The 20,983-nt window shown below is 36.7% G+C and carries 22 protein-coding genes and 1 riboswitch; of the genes, 12 read left to right on the plus strand and 10 right to left on the minus strand.

The features are described 5' to 3' along the window. The first annotated feature begins 180 nt into the window (after window positions 1–180). The 3 genes from LIV57_RS13050 (at window position 181) to LIV57_RS13060 (ending at window position 2,465) form a co-directional block, all read left to right on the plus strand. Entirely contained in the window at window positions 181–1,368 is a 1,188-nt protein-coding gene (locus LIV57_RS13050; protein ID WP_227942917.1) for a carboxypeptidase-like regulatory domain-containing protein, read from the plus strand. A 79-nt stretch (window positions 1,369–1,447) separates the two neighbouring features. Beyond that, window positions 1,448–1,939, plus strand: coding sequence for a DUF456 domain-containing protein (locus LIV57_RS13055; protein WP_110010116.1), 492 nt, complete (start codon window positions 1,448–1,450; stop codon window positions 1,937–1,939). Between the two features lie 16 nt (window positions 1,940–1,955). Further along, window positions 1,956–2,465 (plus strand): hypothetical protein, encoded by a 510-nt coding sequence (locus tag LIV57_RS13060; RefSeq protein ID WP_227942918.1) that lies wholly within the window; start codon window positions 1,956–1,958, stop codon window positions 2,463–2,465. On the opposite strand, the gene LIV57_RS13065 is transcribed toward LIV57_RS13060, so the two are convergent. From LIV57_RS13065 to LIV57_RS13075, 3 genes are read right to left on the minus strand one after another with little or no spacing between them, the layout of a single operon-like run. Beyond that, window positions 2,452–3,093: a uracil-DNA glycosylase gene (locus LIV57_RS13065; protein ID WP_227942919.1), complete on the minus strand. Its 642-nt coding sequence runs from the start codon at window positions 3,091–3,093 to the stop codon at window positions 2,452–2,454. The genes LIV57_RS13060 and LIV57_RS13065 overlap by 14 nt on opposite strands. A 36-nt stretch (window positions 3,094–3,129) precedes the next feature. Next, window positions 3,130–4,134 (minus strand): acyltransferase family protein, encoded by a 1,005-nt coding sequence (locus LIV57_RS13070; RefSeq protein WP_227942920.1) that lies wholly within the window; start codon window positions 4,132–4,134, stop codon window positions 3,130–3,132. Window positions 4,135–4,173: 39 nt separating this feature from the next. Continuing rightward, on the minus strand, window positions 4,174–4,701 hold the full coding sequence (locus LIV57_RS13075; protein WP_227942921.1) for a GNAT family N-acetyltransferase: 528 nt from the start codon (window positions 4,699–4,701) through the stop codon (window positions 4,174–4,176). A gap of 126 nt (window positions 4,702–4,827) precedes the next feature. Between LIV57_RS13075 and LIV57_RS13080 the strand changes: the two genes are divergently transcribed. Continuing rightward, window positions 4,828–6,975 carry an endonuclease MutS2 gene (locus LIV57_RS13080; protein ID WP_227942922.1) on the plus strand — a complete coding sequence of 716 codons (2,148 nt, stop codon included), beginning with the start codon at window positions 4,828–4,830 and terminating at the stop codon, window positions 6,973–6,975. A 68-nt stretch (window positions 6,976–7,043) separates the two neighbouring features. On the opposite strand, the gene LIV57_RS13085 is transcribed toward LIV57_RS13080, so the two are convergent. Continuing rightward, the gene (locus tag LIV57_RS13085) at window positions 7,044–8,132 is read right to left on the minus strand and encodes a GEVED domain-containing protein (RefSeq protein ID WP_227942923.1); all 1,089 of its coding nucleotides are present in this window, start codon (window positions 8,130–8,132) and stop codon (window positions 7,044–7,046) included. Between the two features lie 412 nt (window positions 8,133–8,544). Between LIV57_RS13085 and LIV57_RS13090 the strand changes: the two genes are divergently transcribed. The 3 genes from LIV57_RS13090 to LIV57_RS13100 all read left to right on the plus strand — a co-directional run bounded on the left by LIV57_RS13090 (window position 8,545) and on the right by LIV57_RS13100 (window position 10,753). After that, window positions 8,545–9,207, plus strand: a complete 663-nt coding sequence (locus LIV57_RS13090; protein WP_227942924.1) for an ATP-binding cassette domain-containing protein — start codon at window positions 8,545–8,547, stop codon at window positions 9,205–9,207. A 30-nt stretch (window positions 9,208–9,237) separates the two neighbouring features. Then, window positions 9,238–10,038: a hypothetical protein gene (locus LIV57_RS13095; RefSeq protein ID WP_227942925.1), complete on the plus strand. Its 801-nt coding sequence runs from the start codon at window positions 9,238–9,240 to the stop codon at window positions 10,036–10,038. 34 nt (window positions 10,039–10,072) lie between these two features. Beyond that, a riboswitch (cobalamin riboswitch) is annotated at window positions 10,073–10,254 on the plus strand. A gap of 115 nt (window positions 10,255–10,369) precedes the next feature. After that, window positions 10,370–10,753, plus strand: a complete 384-nt coding sequence (locus LIV57_RS13100) for an acyl-CoA thioesterase (RefSeq protein WP_002977578.1) — start codon at window positions 10,370–10,372, stop codon at window positions 10,751–10,753. Between the two features lie 57 nt (window positions 10,754–10,810). On the opposite strand, the gene LIV57_RS13105 is transcribed toward LIV57_RS13100, so the two are convergent. Next, window positions 10,811–11,401 (minus strand): HD domain-containing protein, encoded by a 591-nt coding sequence (locus tag LIV57_RS13105; RefSeq protein WP_137905730.1) that lies wholly within the window; start codon window positions 11,399–11,401, stop codon window positions 10,811–10,813. Window position 11,402: 1 nt separating this feature from the next. Continuing rightward, entirely contained in the window at window positions 11,403–12,101 is a 699-nt protein-coding gene (locus LIV57_RS13110) for an XAC2610-related protein (protein WP_227942926.1), read from the minus strand. 528 nt (window positions 12,102–12,629) lie between these two features. Here LIV57_RS13110 and LIV57_RS13115 point away from each other — a divergent pair. The 5 genes from LIV57_RS13115 (at window position 12,630) to LIV57_RS13135 (ending at window position 17,231) form a co-directional block, all read left to right on the plus strand. After that, entirely contained in the window at window positions 12,630–12,959 is a 330-nt protein-coding gene (locus LIV57_RS13115) for a PadR family transcriptional regulator (RefSeq protein WP_002977573.1), read from the plus strand. Window positions 12,960–12,970: 11 nt separating this feature from the next. Then, window positions 12,971–14,692, plus strand: a complete 1,722-nt coding sequence (locus tag LIV57_RS13120; RefSeq protein WP_227942927.1) for a PspC domain-containing protein — start codon at window positions 12,971–12,973, stop codon at window positions 14,690–14,692. A gap of 315 nt (window positions 14,693–15,007) precedes the next feature. After that, entirely contained in the window at window positions 15,008–15,604 is a 597-nt protein-coding gene (locus LIV57_RS13125; RefSeq protein WP_227942928.1) for a 1-acyl-sn-glycerol-3-phosphate acyltransferase, read from the plus strand. Between the two features lie 76 nt (window positions 15,605–15,680). After that, entirely contained in the window at window positions 15,681–16,109 is a 429-nt protein-coding gene (locus LIV57_RS13130) for a PaaI family thioesterase (RefSeq protein ID WP_002977570.1), read from the plus strand. Window positions 16,110–16,262: 153 nt separating this feature from the next. Next, window positions 16,263–17,231 (plus strand): chorismate-binding protein, encoded by a 969-nt coding sequence (locus tag LIV57_RS13135; RefSeq protein ID WP_227942929.1) that lies wholly within the window; start codon window positions 16,263–16,265, stop codon window positions 17,229–17,231. A 336-nt stretch (window positions 17,232–17,567) separates the two neighbouring features. On the opposite strand, the gene LIV57_RS13140 is transcribed toward LIV57_RS13135, so the two are convergent. Genes LIV57_RS13140 through LIV57_RS13155 form a run of 4 tightly spaced genes read right to left on the minus strand, consistent with a single transcriptional unit; the run spans window position 17,568 to window position 20,903 of the window. Continuing rightward, complete coding sequence (locus tag LIV57_RS13140) at window positions 17,568–17,768, minus strand: hypothetical protein (RefSeq protein ID WP_110010130.1); 201 nt, start codon at window positions 17,766–17,768, stop codon at window positions 17,568–17,570. A gap of 5 nt (window positions 17,769–17,773) precedes the next feature. Further along, window positions 17,774–18,376, minus strand: a complete 603-nt coding sequence (locus tag LIV57_RS13145) for a MarC family protein (RefSeq protein ID WP_062674416.1) — start codon at window positions 18,374–18,376, stop codon at window positions 17,774–17,776. Window positions 18,377–18,420: 44 nt separating this feature from the next. Then, window positions 18,421–20,160 carry a BatD family protein gene (locus LIV57_RS13150; RefSeq protein WP_202838937.1) on the minus strand — a complete coding sequence of 580 codons (1,740 nt, stop codon included), beginning with the start codon at window positions 20,158–20,160 and terminating at the stop codon, window positions 18,421–18,423. Continuing rightward, window positions 20,160–20,903, minus strand: coding sequence for a tetratricopeptide repeat protein (locus LIV57_RS13155; RefSeq protein WP_227942930.1), 744 nt, complete (start codon window positions 20,901–20,903; stop codon window positions 20,160–20,162). The genes LIV57_RS13150 and LIV57_RS13155 overlap by 1 nt, the downstream gene beginning before the upstream one ends. Between the last annotated feature and the right edge of the window lie 80 nt (window positions 20,904–20,983).

Genomic DNA, 20,983 nt, shown 5'->3' on the forward strand with positions numbered 1-20,983 from the left:
ATTATATACCGATTATATTAAAAAATATTAAATCGGCTACAGCTTACCATTACGATTGAAAAATATACTACAAACAACACGTTTAAGTAAAAAAAATTAAAATAAATTTCAATTTCAATGTATTAATATTAAAAATTTATTAAATTTGATTAAAACTAAACCCATCAAAATCAATTAAATATGAAACAAAACTACCTGTTGATTATGCTATGCAGCCTTCTGCTCTTAGCTAATTGTAAAGGAGACGACTCAGTTACTCCCGAAGAAAACCCCACTAAAGTAATATCCACAGGAACAGTGGAAGGCAGAGTATTTGCCAAAAACGGGACCCAACCTATTGGAGGAGCTCTTGTATTTACTACTGACGGCCAGAGCAATGTTTACCATACCTATTCCAATGCTGACGGAAGTTTCAGCTTAACAGCTCCTGAAGGCAAGACAACCCTTCACATTCAGACAGGTGACGGTAAAAATTTCAGAACAGAACTTCCTCTTACCATTAAGAAGGATGAAACAGTGACTGTAGCTGCCACAGATTCAAAATTGGATCAGATAGCAAAAATGGCTTATATAAAAGGAAGCTATGACGAAATTGAAGCCATTATAGCCTCTCTTGGATATACTGCCACTGAAATTACGTATCAGGATTTAAAAAATATCAATACGATTTCCCAGTATGATATTATTTTCCTGAATTGCGGATCCCGTACTTACCCCCAAACAGGAACTTCCACGCCATCCAATGATACCAGTGTTTATAACAATCTTTCCACCTTTGTAACTAATGGCGGAAGCCTTTACAGCTCAGACTGGGCTTCGGCTTATCTGGTAGGGGGAAATACAAATACTGAAAACTGTAATGCTCCGGGAGGTTTTATCAATGATAACCTTCTTTGTCTGCAGGATACAGGCACAGCCACCACTTATATGGGCTGTAACGTTTCAAACACGGCTTTGGCAAATGCATTAGGATTTAATACCCTGGATATTCAATATGATATGGGCGCATGGGAAAAAATTCAAAACTATGACCCTTCATTCTGGGATGTTCTGGTACAAAAAGGTAACGAACCTCTGATGATAAGAACAGGACATTATACCAATCCTTCTGCCCCACAGACTCCTGTAGGAACTTCTTTAAACAACAACCACATCACCATCTGTCATCACACAGCCAGTGGAAATAACATCACCATTACCATCAACCAGAATGCCTGGAATGCCCACCAGGCACATGGAGATACCATGGGATCCTGCACAGGAAACTCTACCAGCGGAAATATCTACTATACCACCTTCCATAACCACGCAAGCGGAAATATCGGTAAAGCAGGACCGATTCTGGAATACGTAATCTTAAATTTGTAATAAAATTTTATAACTCAGTTCTCAAAGTGGCTTTTTATAAGGCCACTTTTTTTATATTGCATGTATATTTTTTTAAAGAATGGATACAACGATTATTAATATTTTCTGCCTTATTTTATTATTTATAGGAATATTAGGAACTTTTCTCCCGGTATTGCCCGGTCTTTTACTGAGTATCTGCGGACTGTTGATCTATAAATTCGGGACAGATGCGGATCTTCCGATGATTTATATCTGGGCCTTCGGAATTCTTACGGCAGCTTCTGTAGTGCTAAGCTACGTGATTCCGGCAAAGACCAACAGAAAATACGGGGGCACCCGCTGGGGAAGCATAGGTTCTGTTATCGGAACCATTGTCGGGATATTTATTCCGATTCCATTAGGTTTTCTGATAGGAATGTTTGCAGGGGTATTTATTGGTGAATTACTTCACGACAGTAAGGATATGAATAAGGCCTTACAATCTACCAAAGGAGCACTGATTGGATTCATTTACGGAACCGGATTCAGCTTTGTGGTAGGAGTGGCAATGTTTTTGGTAGTATTACTTGATATGTTCAACGTCATTTAATTAAATATAAGAAACTATGTTCCATAAAATTATCATACTCAGTCTGGGAATATTTGCATTAACAGGATGCGATGCCCAAAAGAAATCCAGAATTAATACAAAATCCCCTGAAATGTCTACAGGCACAAAATCAACAAGTCCTGATAATCAGAAAGATGGTATTATCTACCTGAGTGAAGGCGAGAATAAGTTTTTAAGAGAATACCAGATGAATGTGACATTCAAAGGGGTTTCTGAAGACAGCCGTTGTCCTGAAGGAGTCAATTGTATCTGGTCGGGCGTTGCTCTTGCTCAGGTGGAAGTCATGGGAACTTCTACCCGGCCGATGATTCTGAACCTCGCCAGCGGGGATTTTCCGGCAAGAAATTACCACCAGTCGACAGAATTTAATGGTTACACGATTACATTACAGGATATTGCTCCGTATCCGAAATCACAGGACGGAACAAAAGCACTAGCCGGAAAATATAAAATCGGAATTACAATAAAAAAGGCTGAACCATCAGCTGATTCTACCACGAAATAGGCTTCTTCCCTTTGGAAACAAGATATTCATTAATTTTTGAGAAAGGCTTGCTTCCAAAAAAACCTCTGTGCACAGAAAAGGGTGAAGGGTGTGCCGATTTCAGAATAAAATGTTTAGCCGGATCTATGAGTTCGGCTTTTTTTTGTGCAAAAGCGCCCCACAATACAAACACTACATTCTCTTTTTTATCTGAAATCTCCTTAATAATAAAGTTGGTGAATTTTTCCCAGCCAAGGTCTTTATGGGAATTGGGTGAATGAGCACGAACCGTTAAGGTAGCATTCAACAGTAAAACGCCCTGTCTTCCCCAATCATCAAGTTCTTTGGAAGTCCTTACTACTCCCAGATCATCTTTTAACTCAATAAAAATATTTTTAAGGGATGGCGGTGCGGCAACCTGTTCGGAAACAGAAAAGCATAAACCATTCGCCTGATAATCATTATGGTAAGGATCCTGCCCAATAATCACGACTTCAACATCATCAAAAGCAGTAAGTTCCAATGCTCTGAAGATCTGATTTTTTGGTGGAAAAACTTTGGTTGTTGCATATTCATTCTTCACTTTCTCCCAAAGGGTTGTAAAGTATTCCGTACTTTTTATCGGGGCTAAAATTTCTGTCCAGGTCATAGTGCAAAAATAATAATATTAAAATAAGGGCTTCCATTATACCTTAAATATCTTTACTTTTCTTTCAATCACCATATAGGAAAAGTAAGACAGCAATAATGAAAAAGAGATTAACAAGAGATTATTAAGATGATAATTATTCACAATAACAAAATCCTGTTTCTTCACCATATAATGGATAATATATAATGAATAAGAGATATTTCCCAATAAATAGATGACTTTGGTTTCTAAAAATGCTTTTAGATGATTTGACTTTCCTTCATAAAGGTATTTGATCATCAATGCTGATAGCAAAGGAATAAACAATAATCCTTTTTCCACAAACAACATGGATACAAATAATATGAGAATGATATACATGATCAGATTTTCTTTCTTCATTTTAAATTGTGGTAAAAGGGCAGCCCCAATACCAAGAAAATAAGAAGAAATTGTCCTTAGAAGAGAAACAAGACCGTATGGAAGATCAAGGTATCTTGGTGATTCCCCTACTTCCATGGGATGCTCAGAACCTATATATAAATGGCCGGGTAAATACGGAAGTGCAAACCTCAAAACCAAACTGGTAATAATTAAAATTTCGCTGCGTATTTTATACTGCAGGACAAACCATAACATAAAGGGGAATATCAGATAGCAAATCCATTCTGTACTCAGCGACCAGTAGACAACATTCAACAGATAATCCGGATTAAAAAAGCATTGTAATAAGGCAGCATTAATGAGAAATCCTGCTACAGAAGTCTTCACTAAAAACAATGCAATAAAAATAACTGATATAATATATACAGGATAAATCCTGTTGATTCTTTTTTTATAAAAAACCTCAACTCCTTTATAATTCAGATCTTTCAACTTTCCGGAATAGGAAACCGTCAGTAGAAAAGCGCTTAATACAAAAAAGATATCAACCGCTACATACCCCTTTCCTACTATATTCTGAATAAATTCGTTCCTGAAAAAACTAAAATGAAAAAAAGCTACCCATAATGCAACAACTCCTCTAAGCCCCGTTAAAGATTTTACTTCATTTTTCATATGTACTTTCAATCGGCAATAAAGATAAAGAAAAACCAGCTAGATTTGATAAGGGCTGCGAGAGGCTTTTTGCAGTCTGAAAATAATATTATCCGGAAAACCTTCATCCTGCTTTCCTTCCTGCAAAATGAAATGATGTTTTAAAAGAAGCCCTTTTGAGCTTTCATTGAATTTGTTGGTAACAGCCACAATTTCCTGTAAATGCAGTTCGTTAAATCCAAAATCCAGAACGGCCTTCAAAGCTTCAGACATGATTCCCTGCCTGTGGTATTCGGGTAGTAATTCATAACCAACTTCTGCTGTTTTACGGTCTTCAGAAAAATTCCAGAGACAGATGGTTCCGATAAGGTTCGGCTGATCTTTTAAAGAAATTCCCAGATAGATGGTTTGGTTATTTTTAGTTTTTTCTTTAATCGTCAGAATAAACTGGAGCGCATCGTAGTTATTTTCAGGAGATTTCCTTATAACGAACCGATTGATCACCTCATTGCTTCGGATTCGCAAAATATCATCAACATGACTTTCGTTGATATCTCTCAGTAATAATCTTTGGGTTTCCAGTTTCATATTTCAAATTTAATAAAAGAATATCATTGGTTTATTTTTTAGTGTTAAAACTTTAAATCCCGGTTAATTTATTCTGTAAATCTCTCAGATATACGTAATAATCAAAATTCTCACTAAATTTGCACTGTGTATATAGATAAAGAAGATTTAGACGAATTAGAGTTTCCGCAATTGCTCGCGGAAATCTCCCCATTTGCGTATTCTCCGAAAACAAGAGAAAAAATTCTTCAACTTCGTCCGATGGAAATTGACGAGGCGGAACTTTCATTAAAAAAAACCTCAGAATATCTGTCGAGTTTTGAAAGTTCAAATGCGATTCCGTTTGATGAGTATGAAGATATTGAAAGTGAGCTGAAATTGATGCTGATCGAGAACTACCGTCTGGAAAATGCTGCTTTCATCAAAATAAAAACCATCACGGAACAGATCGGAAGACTTCAGAAATTCTTCCCAACCATGCCGGAAACGTTTCCTACTTTATTGGAAGAAGTTTCTGTACTGGAATTCAGAAAAGAGATCATTGAGAAGGTGGATAAGGTTTTTAACCGTTTTGGTGAAGTAAAAAACGAAGCTTCCCCAGCTCTGAAAGGGATAAGAACCGAAATTCAGCTTGCTAAAAAAGCAATCCAGGAAAATTTCAACCGCGCTCTTACCACGTACGGACAGAGTGACTTTCTGGATGATATCCGGGAAACGATTATTGACGACCAGAGGGTTCTGGCAGTAAAGTCAGGATTCAAAAAAAGGGTTGCCGGAAGAACATTAGGAATTTCCAAAACAGGTTCCATCACATATATTCAGCCGGACAGTGTTGTAAAGCACTATTTCAAACTTCGTGAGAATGAAGAGGAAGAGAAAAAAGAAATTGATAAAGTTCTCCGTAAGCTTACAGCAGAACTGGCAGAATTTCAGCCTCAGCTGTGGAGATATCAGGTGTATATTTTTGACCTTGATCTTACGAGAGCTAAAGCGAAATTTGGTGAACTGATTAACGGAGTTCTTCCAAAAATCAATCATCATAAAACGTTGAGATTAAAAGATGCTTATCATCCTCTTTTATGGTTAAGAAACAAAGTCGAGAACAAAACCATTCACCCTCAGACACTTACCTTAACAGAACATAACAGGATCATCTGTATTTCCGGTCCGAATGCCGGTGGAAAGTCAATTACCCTGAAAACGGTAGGATTATTACAGCTGATGATTCAGAGTGGTATTCTGGTTCCGGTTCATCCAAAATCTGAAATGTTTTTCTTTGAGAAAATTATGACGGATATTGGTGATAACCAATCTATTGAAAACCACTTATCAACCTATTCATCGAGGTTGAAGAAAATGTCAGGAATCATCCGTGAAGCAGACGCCAATACGCTATTGCTTATTGATGAGTTCGGTACAGGTTCTGATCCGGAGCTTGGAGGTGCGCTGGCAGAAAGTTTCATGGAGTTTTTCTATGATAAAAAGAGTTTTGCCATTATCACAACGCACTATACCAATATTAAACTGGTGATAGAACAGCTTCCCAACGCCCAGAATGCAGCCATGCTTTTCAATGAAGAAACACTGGAGCCGATGTATAAGCTTGAAGTGGGGCAGGCAGGAAGTTCATTTACTTTTGAAGTTGCAGAAAAGAATAAAATTCCAAGATTTATCATCCATTCGGCCAAGAAAAAGGTAGAGCATGATATTGTGAATCTTGATAAGACGATTGTAAAACTGCAGCAGGAAAAATTTGAGGTTGAGAAACTGAAATCCGATCTTGCCGAAAGAAAAGAATCCGTAGAAGATAAACGTGATAACCTTCAGAAACTGAATGACCAGCTTCAGCAGAAACTTTTCAATTTCCAGAAACTGTATGAAGAGGAACACCGCAAACTTCAGTTCGGAAATAAGATTGAAGCATTCATCGACAGCTATACCAAAGGAAAATCCAGAAAGGATGTGGTAAAAGATTTTGTAAAGCTTCTTGAACAGGAAAAATTCCGAAAACTGGGGACAGACAAGGATGAATCCAAGCGCCTTCAGGTTGTTAAGAGAAAAATCACTCAACAGCTGAAAAAAGAAGAAGTGATTGAAAAAATTGCTGAAACCAATGAAAAACTTGAGGAAAAGCGTAAAACCGATCGTGCCGTATGGATGAAAATCGGACAACGTGTCCGTATTACAGGAAGTACCAGTGTAGGAACCATTGAGAAAATTTCCAGAAACAAAGTGATTGTCAATTACGGAACTTTCAAGACAACCATTGATGCAGATGAACTTGAAAGAATTTAATAAATAAGAAATTAAATTAGCGCAAATACAAAGAGAGAGCACCCAAAGGTACTCTCTCTTTTTTATTTTTACTTCTTAATGAATTTTAATCGGGTTACCTTTTCTTTATCTTTCAGCTGGATAAAATAAACTCCTTTTGATAAATGGTTAAGGTTTACATGGTGATTTGAAACTTTTCCTTCGTCAATTTTCTGTCCTGCTATATTATAAATTTCATAATCGGCAGCTTCTGAAATTCCGGAGATATTTAAAATATCAGATGTGGGATTAGGATAAATTTCAGTTTTTACAGACCTTCCTGATTCTTCCAATCCAAGGGTGAGATTGATTAAATCTACTCCATAATCTTCAACTTCCCCATAGGTAAATGTACTGCAGGCATCTAAAGGTATTGTTTGACTGGAAATAACCCTCATGGTAACGCCACATAGTGTCACTGCTGCCAGACTTGGAATCGTAAACACAGATACAGCCGGAGCAGCCTGAGTAACATTATTGGCCACCATCACTCTTTCGTTGGATTCAAAAATTCCGTTGGCATTAAGATCAATCCACGCCGTTACTGTTGTTGTCCCGGGTGTCCCCATCCACGTATTGGTTACTGAAAGCTTATTTCCTGTACTTCCTATAAAAAACTTAACTCTACGACTCAGATCACTTCTGTAATCAGTATAATTGGAAGGTCCGGAGTCACTTACCATTGGTGTGTTAACTCCTGTAGAATTTACAGTCACATTGGAAATATGCATCATCGTGGTATCTGTAGAAGCACTTGCACAATAATTAATGGTAGTCGTAAAAAATATAGGATTAGACCATAATCCCTGTGTCGTACACACTTTCACAACCTGTACTTCATACGTTGTACAAGGTTGCAAACCTGTAATTGTGAAAGAATTTTGTCCTGAGGCAACATCAGCTGCCATCCATGTAGTAGTTCCCGGTATTCTGTATCTGATCCTGTTATTGGGTGTATTGGGATCTGCAGTCCAGGTAACTGTTCCCGTTGTAAGCGTTATATTCGACATCTGAAGCCCTGTTGGAGCATTGGTATCACAATACAATAAAGATTGGGATTCTTCATCTATTTTGTGAGTTGCCTGAAAGCTGGATATTCCCAACATAAAAGAGAATACAAAAAGTAGTTTTTTGGTCATGTTTATTAGTTTTAAAATTTTCTTGAAAAATAGGGTGTTTTTTCGAATATAGCTCATACTTTCTCCATATAGCATTGTATTTTTTAATATTTTTGACAATAAAGTGTAAAACACACAGAAACTCTATGCTTTAATATATGTTCAAAAGTATTTCTACTCTCTGGATTTTTTATAAAAAAATAATAATTCCCACCTTGATATTTTCTTTATTAGCTTCTTGTTTATCCTCTTTCAATATTGAGAACTTTGGATTGAGTTTTCTTTTAATATCTCCTGTCCTTCATTATTTTATATATGAACTCAGGTTTAAAAACGAATATTACTTTTATGCCAATTTAGGGTTTTCCAGAAGTTTCCTTTGGGGATTCACAGTATCTGTCTGTGTGATTATCAAAATAATAACAGGAATTTTATGAGTAAGCTTCATATTGACAGCATAACCAAGTCTTTTAAAGATAATAATATCCTGCGGGATATTTATTTAGGATGTGAAACCGGAAAGATTATTGGAATTCTGGGCAGAAATGGTGCCGGAAAATCAACATTATTAAAAATTATTTTTGGAACTGTCAGTAGTGATACCCAGTTTATAAGATACAATGACAAAGTTCTGAAAAGCATTTCCGATAGAAAAAACAGAATTGCTTACCTGCCACAGGATATTTTCTTACCGAAGTACAATACCATTAAAACCTTAATTCCTCTTTTTTGCAATAAGAAAAATACAGATCTATTATTGACTTCAGATCTGATCCGTCCTTTTTTGTCAGAAAAACCTAAAAATCTTTCCCGAGGTGAACAGAGAGTCATTGAAGCTTTAATGACAATTTATTCTGAAGCTGATTTTGTTTTACTGGACGAACCTTTCCATAGCCTTTCTCCGAAAATTTCTGCAGCATTGAAAGCTGCAATCATTGAACAGTCTGCGTATAAGGGATTCATTATTTCTGATCATAATTATCAGGAAGTTCTTGATATTTCACACCAAATATTTCTTCTGCGTGAAGGCTATCTGAAACAAATACAAGATTTAAAAGAACTGCAACGGTATAATTATCTTCCGAAAAGCATTTAATTTATATATTTGAGGGATCAAAAAAATTTCATGATGACTTTCATAAACAAAGCATTCTATTTATCTGCTTTCAGTATCTTATCTGTTGTCTTTGTAAAAGGACAGACTAAAGTTCCTTTTGGAGTGGTAAAAGCTGAGGAAGGATATGCCAACGTACGCGTACATAAAGACGACTACCGAAAAATTGTAGATAAGATCCGTATGCGCAAAGGTGATGTATTTGTTTATGTAAAGCCGGCTCCGGGAGAAACGGAATGGATCTGGATCAAATATCCCGAAAAACAGGATGACGACAAACCTTTTGTGCGTTATGAAACTCTGGATAAAGAAGGAATGGTGAATAAAGGACGTATTGCCTATGTGGACCAGCTTCCCGCCTATACTCCATCCAAATCTAAAAACGGAAGATCTTTGATTTTTACCGACAATTCCGATCCTAAAATCCCTACTGCCCAAAGAAGCAAAGTAGTGATTGATATTTACCCTTCCAATGCAGGTTACCGTAAAAAGGAAAAAGATGCAGATGGAAAAATTCTTACGATTGATAAAGTAAAACCATGGGGAATTGGTAATGACCTTCCTGAAGGAATGACCGAAATCAAATCCATCAGAGTGCAGCAGCCCGGAAGAGGCTCTGTTTTTGTAAGGGAAGCCATCAAAAACATGTTCCAGCCTACCATGGATTTTGAGAACATCGGGGTAACTTCTCTCGACAATGATAATATTTTCCTTTATATGATCAATGGTTCAGGGGAAAACAGATATACAACACTCTGGACAATTAAGAAGGGAAGAGTAATCAGTCAGATTATTTATCATAATCCGGAATAAATTCATTATTTTTGCATTCGAAAAGTTTTTACGCTTATTCATCACAGAAATTGGTTCTGCATCACTGCAGATTAAAAGGGAACCGTGTGAAAATCACGGACTGTCGCGCAACTGTAAAGTAACTGAAGTCTTTATCAAAGATCCACTGTGCGAGGCATGGGAAGGAGATAAATGATGTTACAAGTCAGGAGACCTGCCTTTTTCTTAAACATGTAACTTTCGCGATTTGAAGTTGTATTGATCTGATGGATTGTTTCAGGAATTCTATAAGTTCCTGTCATTATTCTGTTGTTTTAGTATCCTTTCATTTCGCTTTAATTAATAATGATATATGACTACAGAAGAAAGAATTGAAGCATCCGAAACCAGAATCTTTAAAGCGGTTTTCCCAAACACAACCAATCATTACGATACCCTTTTTGGAGGTACTGCCATGCAGCTGATGGACGAAGTAGCTTTTATCACCGCAACCCGTTTTGCCAGAAAAAGAGTGGTAACCGTGAGCAGTGATAAGATCGATTTCAAAAAACCTATTCCTGCCGGAACTATTGTGGAACTGATCGGGAAAGTTTCCTACGTGGGAAAAACCAGTATGAAGGTTAATGTTGAAATTTACACTGAACAGATGTACTCCTATGAAAGAGAAAAAGCTATTGTAGGTGATTTTACTTTTGTAGCCATCGACGAATTCAAGAAACCAATCCAGATACTATAAATTATAAAGCTTCGGGCGGCCTTTGGCCGCCCGAAGCTTTAAATATTTTCATTGACATTATTTCAATACCTTTTCTGTTTCCAGACTTCTGTTCAATAAAAGTTCAAAAGCCTCTCCCATTTCGTCTGATGCTCTGCTGATTGCATTTTCAAGCATATTCCGGATCTGTCTTTCCGTCACTCCGGCTTCTGTCCAGCTCTTTCCTGTAGTATGGGAATTTAAAATAAACGGCATAATTCTATCGATTCCACAGGCAAAAATAGCATCCGGTGTTTTCTCTTCCTCAAACTCCAGCCACAGGTTAAAAAATTCTGTACGTAAAGGCTCATCCAGAATTCCAAAGATCTTTTGGGCTGAAGCTTTCTCTCTTTCAAACTTTCCGACCATAGCTTTTTCATCAAAAATAAAAGTGTCTCCGGCTTCTATTTCCACAAGATCATGAATGGAAAGCATTCTTATCACTCTTAGCAAATCAATATCAGCTCGGTTTTTAGCATATGGATAAAGGATCTGGGCAAGAATAATGATCTGCCAGGAATGTTCAGCCGTATTCTCTCTTCGGGAATCGTCTGCATTATAATTTCTTCGTTGTACATTTTTAAGCGCATCTACTGCCAGAATAAAATCTATCTCTTTCTGAATTTTCATCTTACTTTTTATTTCTGTTATATTGATCTGACGGATATACCTTTGTTCTGGTAATCCATTTATTATTGATCTTTTCTTTCGTTATGACCTTTACCTGATCCTCATTGGTCATATCCTCCTCTTTTTCCAGCACTCTCTCCAGCCCTTTGTTCGGAATAACGGCATATTCTGTTGTAAAAATCCTGCAACAACCGGACTTACCGTAGGAAATAAGACGCTTTCGTTTGGCGTCTGTTTCAAAAAAATCAAAACCGTTTGAGCCCAGATCTGTAAGTTCTTCACTTTTTACAAATGCCATTCTTGTAGTATTGAATACATAAACATCATAAGAAGCCGAACTGTAATTTCCCATATTTCCGTTTCTTATCGCTACATCTTCGGTGCCGTCAAAATTAAAATCATCTACAATTACACTACGCTGATCCTTTGAAAGCGGAATCAATTTCCCGCGAACCAGTTTTTGGCCTTGTTCCGCATATACAACAAGATCATCAGAAACAAAAGTCTGTACTTTGCTGTTTTTATGGTCAAACAGTTCCACCGTTCCTTTTCCTCCACATCGGTCATCGTAACAGTTTTCTGTCTGAATGACTGCATCATAGTTCTTTGATACATTTTTAATTTCAAACTGATACTGCCCGAAACAGAGCGGTCCCAAAAGAAATACTGATAAGTGCCTGTACTTATTTAAAATATTCATGGTAATAGGAATGATTTGGATGTTTTTTTATTTCTAACAAAAATACGAATCATAATACCGATCTCAAAATCCACGTTCTCATTATCTGCCAGAATTTCCCTTTCCATAAAACAGTATTCACAGATAAGAAGCTTTCTCCCGCTATCCGCTCATACTCCTCGCGCCTGCCTAAAGCCGTGGCTGCTGTGGGGTAACCGCTGCTATCGGGGCTATGATATGAGTAATCAGTAATGGGTAATGAGTAATAATTAATAAAAGTTCATTTTTTTCTCTTCATTTCTCTCAATCTCATTAAAAAAATTTAAACTTTTCAGCCATTTTCAACCAAAATTCATTTTACTTAAAAATCATGATAAAAATTATTCATCTGATTATCAGTATTTTAAATTATTTATTTTAAAAGTTTCACTACTTTGTATTGCATAATACCATTTTATTTACATATCTTTGTAATGTAAAATTGGAATAGGCTCAGCTAGCTAGGGGCATTTTTCTAAAAATATAACTAATTAACAAAACTTATCAAAGATGAATACCGAAAATACCAAAGCGCAAATGCGAAAAGGAATTCTGGAATTCTGTATTCTAAGTCTCATCAATAACCGCGAAATGTATGTTTCTGATCTTATTGATGAACTGAAAAAAGGAAAACTGGATGTAGTGGAAGGGACCCTCTACCCTCTTCTTACAAGACTTAAAAACGGAGAATTTCTCTCTTACAGATGGGAAGAATCTACCGGAGGACCACCCAGAAAATATTATCAGATCACAGAAAAAGGAAAACTTTTCCTGGATGAACTTCTCAATACATGGAATGAACTGACAGCCTCAGTAAACCAAATCACCCAACAAAATTAAAAAACAAAGCTATGAACAAGACACTCTCAATAGGACTCGCAGGTTTTTCTTTTACCATAGAAGAACACGCATATATAAAGCTCAGCGATTACCTGAACGCACTGAGAAGCTCTCTGGATGCTTCTGAGGCTGATGAAGTAATGCATGACATAGAAATAAGAATGGTGGAAATTTTCAAAGATTCTTTAGGAAAACGTGAAGTGATCAACGATACCGATGTAGAAAGGGTAATCGCACAGATCGGAAGCCCTGAAAAAATCGAAGAGCAGGAAGAAGCGTATTATTCTGAAAAAACATCTGCCAGAAACTATAATTCAGGAACTCATTATACCGATAAAAAGCAGCTGTTCCGTGATCCCGAAAAACAAAAAGTTGCCGGAGTCTGCGCAGGCTTAGCTCAGTACGTAGGAATGGATATTACTACCATGAGAGCAATCTGGCTGGGAATCTTCGTATTAGGAATTTTTACAGCAGCCATTTCTTCTTCATTAATAGGTCTTCTATATGTAATCCTTTGGATCGTACTTCCAAAAGCTGAAACAGCAGCAGATTTCCTGAAAATGCAGGGAAAGCCTATGAACTTCGACAATCTTAAGAATGAGTCTAATAAATTGGTACAGTTTGCCAATGAATCTACTCAGAGGGTCGGAGAAATCTATAACGAAAACAAGCCGTACATCAACAATGCAGGAAGCGGAATCTGGAATGTATTTAAGTATATTGTAGGAGGATTCTTTGTATTGATGGCTGTAAGCAGCATTATCGGAGTGTTTGTATTATTTGCCCTTTTCGCAATGGACACAGACTTCCCGGGAGCTAATGAGATCAGATTCTATATGGATGATCAGGGATTGGATAAAGTACTGGCTGCGATGATGGTGATCGGAAGTTTAATTCCGGCAATCCTTTTCAGCTTGTTAAGTATCAAAATATTCTCTCCGAAAACAAAACTGAGAAATATCGGATGGGTTGTAGGAGGTTTATTCCTTCTTCTGATCGGTCTTGGAACTTACTTCGGTATCAGCATGGCTAAGAAAGATATGATCTACAGAGGAAGTAAGGAAGATGTAGAAAATGTTGCCATCAATACTACTTCAGATACAGTGTATGTAGATGTAAAACAGATCAACATTCCTCAAAGCTTCAAAGCGTATGACAATGATATTTATTCTGATAAAAAATCAGTGTATGAAGAAGATTATATTTCTGTAGATGTAACCAGAAAACCGGACATCAAAACACCGTATCTGATCATCAAAAAAGAAGGAAAAGGGTATAACTTCCCTATCCAGCTTACAGTTCCTGTAGAAGTGGTCAACAATAAAGTATTACTTCCGAACTACATCAAGTATCCATATGAGCACAGATTCAGAGATTACAGCCTTGATTATGAACTTGTAGTTCCTCAGAAAATGGTGGTTATATCGATGAAAAAAGACCGTATCAACATGGACGGAGACTTAGACGGAGACGGAATCAATGATAATGATCAGGACAGTGATGAAGACAACAACGGTGTCAGAATCGAAAAAAATAAAATCACGGTAAACGGTTCCAGCATTGAGTACAACTCTGATGACAAAGACAGCATCATTGTAAACGGTAAAAAAGTTCCGAACAACCAGGCAAAGAAAGTTATTGATTCTGCAGTGTCCAATATTAAAAAATCAAATAAAGATATGGACATCAAAATCAAAGACGGAAAAAACGAAATTTCCATACAAACTAAATAATTAACTTCAGAGAGTGGTAGAAGGTGTGGGTGGATGGCAACCGTTTGAAATTCACACCCTTCTTCTCTCAGAAAAGTGAAAATAAAGCTCCATTTAGTTTCTTATGTGAAAAAAAAGTTTTAATTTCGTAAAGCTAAAATTTAATAACCAACCAATCAAAAACGCAGCCTTATCATGATACAATTTGCAATGGAATTCGTAATGAAAATCGTAGATTTAATTAGCGGTTTGTTTTAAGAGCGATAATATTTCAATATATTTGTAAAGTATAACCAAAGTTTGGTTATACTTTTTTGTTTTTAATCCGGGAAATCTATGAAAAAGCTATTAGGCAAAGCAATGTTAAAATTATTAGGTTGGAAGGTCGTCCTGCAGGGTGATGTCAACAACCTGAACAGGTGTATCCTTGTGGTTGCACCACATACCCATAATATGGAGTACATTTTAGGAAATTTCGCCTATTGGTCCTTGGAAAAACCTTTAAAAATTATCATCAAAGATGCGCACACCAAAGCCTGGTATGGAAGTATCGTAAAAGGACTTGGAGGTATAGGAATCGACAGAAGCCAGAAAAACGACCTTGTGAATTTCGTGGCCAACCAGTTTGCAAAGGAAGATTTCAGTCTTGTTATTACTCCGGAAGGAACCAGAAGCTGGGTACCGAAATGGAGAAAAGGATTCTATCACATGGCTTTGGCAGCAAAAGTTCCTATCGTTCTGGCAGCAGGAGATTTTAAAAGAAAAATTGTGTATCTGGGTTACACCATTCCTTATGAAAGAATAGCCTCAGTACCTTTTTCAGAAATCATGCAGGAAATCCAGGACTATTATGTAAAAAATGACATTGTTCCAAAAGTTCCGGCCAACTGGAATCCCAATATTATGGGAACCGAGCTGGAAGCTAGAAGCTAGAAGCTAGAAGCTAGAAGCTAGAAGCTAGAAGCTAGAAGCTAGAAGCAAAATTAATCATCATTTATCAACTATTAAAATGAAAGGTCAGACAAAAGAAGAAATATTAGCATTCATCAATAACTGGGGAGACGTAACTCTTGCTAAAACACTTGAAATCAAATTCATCGATATTGATCTGGAAAATGAAACCCTTACAGCCACAATGCCTGTTCTCCCAAGAACCCACCAGCCGTTTGGCATCATGCATGGAGGAGCCAGCTGCGTTTTAGCGGAAACATTAGGGTCAAGCCTGTCTAATATTTTTATCGATGGTGAAAAATATTATGGAGTGGGAACCAACATCAACTCCAATCATTTAAGAAGTAAAAAAGATGGTATTGTAACCGCTACCGCACGTTTTATCAGAAAAGGCAAAACCATGCATGTCTCTGAAATTGAAATCCGTGATGAAAAAGGCGTTTTGATTAATCATACTACAATGACGAATAATATTATTCACAGATAAGTTGCAGCAACATAAAAAATAAAGAGCTTAAATTAAATTTAAGCTCTTTTTATTTTGACATCTTTAAGACTAGTAATACCTTTGTAAAAAGGAAAATCACAACGGGAATTTCTATGTATTTCCATGATGATTTTTCAAAATCTTTCATAACTCATGATTTATTTCAAACTTCCTTTTGACGAGAGACTCCTGTCTGCTGATGAAAATAATACAAAAAATGCTGTCAACTTTTTTTCTTATAACGGCCTGGATCAAATCAGCTTCAACGGAGAAATTTGTGAAATTGATACTGTTGAATTTGCCCATATTTCTGTTACCAACGAAAACCTGATCAGTGATTCTACAAATTCTTCTGCCGAAACAAAAGATGAATACTGCGAAACCTTACAGAAAGTGATCGAAGTGATTAAAGAAAATCACCTGCCAAAGCTGGTTTATTCCAGAAGAAAGATTTTCAAAGACTTTAGTTCCATCGATTATAAAGAGAGCTTCAAAAATGTATGTAAAAATTACCCCAATGCTTTCAGATATCTGTTTAATGATGGGAAAAATGCATGGATGGGAGCTTTCTCAGAAGTATTAGGGAAGTTTAATAAAACGACTCACGAATTTGAAACCATGGCTCTTGCCGGAACTCTTCCTGTGTCTGAGGAATGGTCTGAGAAAGAAATTGAAGAACAAAAGCCGGTTACTGCCTACATTCAGGATATTCTTAAAAACTATTCTGACCATGTAGAACAATCGGAAACCTATGACCATATTTCCGGTAATATCAAACATTTACGAACAGATTTTAAAACCAGTATACAACCTGAAGATCTTGATAAAATTATCCAGGATCTGCACCCTACTCCTGCAGTCTGCGGTATTCCAAAAGATTTTTGCAATGAGAATATCCGTAAATATGAAAAATTTCCCCGTGAATTTTATGCAGGTTATATCAAGGTTGAAACGGATGAGAGTATTCTGTACTTTGTCAATCTGCGTTGTGCAAGACTTTATAAAGACTCGGTACATGTTTTTGTAGGAGGCGGAATAACAGCTCAAAGTGATCCGGAAAAGGAATGGAGAGAAACAGAACTGAAGTCTGAAGCGATATTGAAAAACCTGGTTATTTCCTGATATTTTTAGATTCTCCCACAGATCGCACAGATTTGCACAGATATTTGCGCGCATTTTCTTACTGAGTAAAACGAGTTTATGACCATTCATAAAAACCTAAGTGAGAATATTGCGATAATTATAGTTTTGGCTCCAAAGCCAATGGAATATATTTCCTTCTTTTGAACGGACTAAAGCCCGTTCCTATTGATACAAAAAAACAGTATTGCATTTAAGACACCTAATTTCTAATCCCTTATTCCTAATCGCTGCTACCTAATTCCTTTTATCTACCACCTAAAAAACAAAAACCTCCTTCAAAAGAAAGAGGTCTATATCTATATTGAAATAATCAATTTATTTCTTTACACCGATTCTGCTCCAGGTATCCATTACAAAAAGCAGGATAAGGCCTATGGCAGCAGCGCCAGCAGAGAATACAAACTTGATGTTATCTTCATCTCCAAGGATATCTGTCGCTTGCCAGTTGATAGCATAAAGATTGATGGCGATGAATACGATAAACAGTACTAAAAATACTTTATAAAACTTCTTCATGACTCTTAAAAATTAATATAATTCTGCACGAGTTGAGCAAAATTTGCGGTGAATAATTTAATTGAAATTGCCAAAAGGATAATTCCGAAAACTTTCTGAAGGATCATCAAAGTAGCATCCCCAATTTTCTTCTCCAGCCATTTCGCTGATTTCAGCACCAAATATACGAAAATTGTATTAAGAATGATTCCGCAGATAATATTAATATCATGAAATTCAGCTCGCAGAGACAGTGCGGTTGTTAGGGTTCCGGCTCCTGCAACCAGCGGAAATGCGATGGGTACAATGGATGCAGCCTTTGCTTCAGTGGTTTTATTGATTTCAATTCCTAAAATCATTTCCAGGGCTATGACAAAAATCACAAAAGCTCCGGCAATGGCAAAGGAATTTACATCCACTCCGATAAGCTTCAGAATCTTATTTCCTACGAACAGGAAAACGATCATAATTGCTCCCGCAGTAATGGCAGCCTTTCCGGCTTCAATCTGTCCAAACTTCTGCTGAAGGCTTACGATAATAGGAACTGAGCCGATGATATCGATAACGGCAAAAAGAACCATAAAGCTGGTAACAATCTCTTTAAAAGAAAAACCATCAAAAATTTCCATCTCTTTGTAATTAAAAATTTCGCAAAAATATGAAAATAAACTGACTATTTGCTAATTTGTGAATATAAATTAACAATAGTTTTCAAAAGTTCTTCCAAAGCTTCAGCAGATTTCACAGGATTGTATTTTTCCATCTGAACTTTCTGCTGCAGTCTGCTGTATTCATCTGCAACTGAAGAACCCTTGTGTTTTTCAAGAAAAGTCTTAAACTCAGGGGTAGAGCCTTGGAAATACTGGCTTCTTACTTCCTCATCCAATTCTTCCAGCGTTACAAAGAACTTTTCATACTCTCCGTTATCTTTAAGGTTTTCCAGATATCCAAAATAATCATTGATATCTGTTTTCATCAATTCTCTGATCTCTTTTTCTGTTTCGGCCACTGAACCTAAAGGTTTTGACGGTACAGTTTCCCTAACTAATGTACGTTTTTTTTGCCAATTTTTAAATAGCAGATATGCAACGAATAAGCTGATCAGAATAGCAATATTGGTCAGAAGAATATTCCAGTGGAATTTGCTTTTTTCTTTTACTTTAAAAGAAGTGGTTTTTAATACTGGAGTATTGACCGTCTCCAAAAGGTTATTGGTATATTCATTTACTTTCTCCACTGTAGAACGTGCTTCCAAAATCTGGTCGTGGGAAAATGCGTTCAGATCCAGTGTTTTCTGTCCAAGATCTACGTATTCTTTGCTTTCAGGATCAAAGAAAGCAAATTGTTCCGTTTTAATTGAAATTACTCCTGATTTTTTAGGAATAATCACATAATTAGCCAGGATTTCACCCTTCATTCCGGAAGTTCCCGGAGCAACTTTTGAGGTAATTTTCGGGGCAAAAACTTCATAGTCCGGAGAGGCAGCAATCTTAGGAAGTTCCATATCAGGTAAATTACCTTCTCCTGAAACTTTCACCACTACATTCAGAGGCTTTTTGGCTTCCGGTTTTTCTTTGGAAGCATTGTATACGTTTACATTAAAGTTTCCAACAGCATTTTTAAAGCATTCGGGAGCTCCTTCAGGAAGCTTTCTTACGTTGATTCTGACTTTATTGGAAACAATTTTTGTTTTATTGGAATAGGTACTTACTGAAGCAGATACTCCGGGAACTTCCACATATCCTGCTTCATTAGGAAATACCATAAACATGGCCAGAACCTGCGAAGGCATATTTCCATATCCGGACGGATCTATCTCAGACTTATTAAAATTAATAGGATGCACGTTGATATTGTCCTGCTGCGGAAGGTGGATATTTTTCACCTTTCTCAGGTTATCCATATTTCTTGAATACACTCTCAGAACAGCTACAGTAGGCTGATCCTGATAGACATCCCGATCATCAATTTCCATGTTCAGATACACATCATTGGAAGTATTTGCTGCCAGAGATCTTCTGTCGACAATATCACGGATATTGACATCAAAAGGTTCGGTTTTATAGATTCTGTTGTTGACGGTAACAAGAACGGAACCGATTTTTATTTTCCCTTTTTTCTTAGGTTCCAGAGCAATTCTGGAGACTTTTTGGGTAATTAAAGTATTGGTAGCCGGATCAATCACGGTATTCGTAACAGACCCGCTTCCTATAATATTAAATTTTGAAAGATCCGGAAGCTGGAAACCTGTCTGCTGTACAAGATCACTACCGTTAAGTTCAAGAACGATGGTCAGGTTGATGATATCCTTACCAGCATATTCCGTTTTATCTGCATCCATAGATAGATTTACCTGTCCGTAAGTAATTACGGATGCCAGCGTTAGCAATATGTAAATCAATTTATGCTGCATCACCAATCTTTCTCGTTGCTTTCAGGCATCGAATAAGAATTTTTGTTTAAAATTCTTCTGGCGGTTTCTTTTTCTTTTTCGTTTATTTTATCTAAGATCGCATTTTCAAGATTCTTTGGCATTCTGCCTTCATTATTTTGATTCTGCTTAGGATTGTCACCCTGGTCACTTTTACCTTCGTTTTGCGGGCCGTTACCCTGATCCTGTTTTTTGTCTTTGTCGCCTTTCTGATCATCTCCTTTGTTCTGATCATTTCCGCCGCCACCTTTTCCTGAGTTATTCTGTTCGTTTTTTTGCTGTTGTTTTTCTTTCTCTTTCAGTTTGGCAATCTCATAGTTTTTTCTGGTTACCTCACTGTGGGGATCCTGCTTCAAAGCTTTTTTATAATAGTCGGCCGCTTTTTCCGGCTGATTCATCTGCATATAAGCATTCCCTAAATTATGAAGAGCAGCTGCTTTATCAGGAAGGGTCTGTGAAAGTTTTTCTGCTTTTTCAAACTCAGCCTTTGCTTCTTCGTATTTTTTATTTTTATACAATGCATTCCCCATATTATAGTGAGCGGTAAAATCTTTATCATTGGATTTTATCGCTTCCATATATTTCGAAGAGGCACCTTCATAATCTTTACCGTCAAATTTCTGATTGCCTTCATACACTAAATTCTTATAGCTTTCCTGCCCAAACATGAAGCCTGAGAAAGAAATGGCAACAATAAACGATAAAAATATGATTTTAGTATTCATCACTTGCAAAATTATTCCTTTATATGTTAAGAAACAGAGTTTTATTTGTTAAAGTTCGGTTAAAGTACTTGTAGAATTTC

Origin of the sequence: Chryseobacterium sp. X308 (assembly GCF_020733145.1) — a bacterium.
Lineage (GTDB): Bacteria > Bacteroidota > Bacteroidia > Flavobacteriales > Weeksellaceae > Chryseobacterium > Chryseobacterium cupriresistens.

Bases quoted from the DNA above. Each gene is read 5' to 3' on its own strand.
- LIV57_RS13150 (WP_202838937.1), bottom strand. From the start codon at position 20,160: ATGCAGCATAAATTGATTTACATATTGCTAACGCTGGCATCCGTAATT.
- LIV57_RS13090 (WP_227942924.1), top strand. From the start codon at position 8,545: ATGAGTAAGCTTCATATTGACAGCATAACCAAGTCTTTTAAAGATAAT.
- LIV57_RS13110 (WP_227942926.1), bottom strand. From the start codon at position 12,101: ATGAATATTTTAAATAAGTACAGGCACTTATCAGTATTTCTTTTGGGA.
- LIV57_RS13075 (WP_227942921.1), bottom strand. From the start codon at position 4,701: ATGAAACTGGAAACCCAAAGATTATTACTGAGAGATATCAACGAAAGT.
- LIV57_RS13055 (WP_110010116.1), top strand. From the start codon at position 1,448: ATGGATACAACGATTATTAATATTTTCTGCCTTATTTTATTATTTATA.
- LIV57_RS13095 (WP_227942925.1), top strand. From the start codon at position 9,238: ATGATGACTTTCATAAACAAAGCATTCTATTTATCTGCTTTCAGTATC.
- LIV57_RS13100 (WP_002977578.1), top strand. From the start codon at position 10,370: ATGACTACAGAAGAAAGAATTGAAGCATCCGAAACCAGAATCTTTAAA.
- LIV57_RS13130 (WP_002977570.1), top strand. From the start codon at position 15,681: ATGAAAGGTCAGACAAAAGAAGAAATATTAGCATTCATCAATAACTGG.
- LIV57_RS13145 (WP_062674416.1), bottom strand. From the start codon at position 18,376: ATGGAAATTTTTGATGGTTTTTCTTTTAAAGAGATTGTTACCAGCTTT.
- LIV57_RS13135 (WP_227942929.1), top strand. From the start codon at position 16,263: ATGATTTATTTCAAACTTCCTTTTGACGAGAGACTCCTGTCTGCTGAT.
- LIV57_RS13050 (WP_227942917.1), top strand. From the start codon at position 181: ATGAAACAAAACTACCTGTTGATTATGCTATGCAGCCTTCTGCTCTTA.
- LIV57_RS13060 (WP_227942918.1), top strand. From the start codon at position 1,956: ATGTTCCATAAAATTATCATACTCAGTCTGGGAATATTTGCATTAACA.
- LIV57_RS13085 (WP_227942923.1), bottom strand. From the start codon at position 8,132: ATGACCAAAAAACTACTTTTTGTATTCTCTTTTATGTTGGGAATATCC.
- LIV57_RS13105 (WP_137905730.1), bottom strand. From the start codon at position 11,401: ATGAAAATTCAGAAAGAGATAGATTTTATTCTGGCAGTAGATGCGCTT.
- LIV57_RS13155 (WP_227942930.1), bottom strand. From the start codon at position 20,903: ATGAATACTAAAATCATATTTTTATCGTTTATTGTTGCCATTTCTTTC.
- LIV57_RS13125 (WP_227942928.1), top strand. From the start codon at position 15,008: ATGAAAAAGCTATTAGGCAAAGCAATGTTAAAATTATTAGGTTGGAAG.
- LIV57_RS13065 (WP_227942919.1), bottom strand. From the start codon at position 3,093: ATGACCTGGACAGAAATTTTAGCCCCGATAAAAAGTACGGAATACTTT.
- LIV57_RS13115 (WP_002977573.1), top strand. From the start codon at position 12,630: ATGAATACCGAAAATACCAAAGCGCAAATGCGAAAAGGAATTCTGGAA.
- LIV57_RS13070 (WP_227942920.1), bottom strand. From the start codon at position 4,134: ATGAAAAATGAAGTAAAATCTTTAACGGGGCTTAGAGGAGTTGTTGCA.
- LIV57_RS13120 (WP_227942927.1), top strand. From the start codon at position 12,971: ATGAACAAGACACTCTCAATAGGACTCGCAGGTTTTTCTTTTACCATA.
- LIV57_RS13140 (WP_110010130.1), bottom strand. From the start codon at position 17,768: ATGAAGAAGTTTTATAAAGTATTTTTAGTACTGTTTATCGTATTCATC.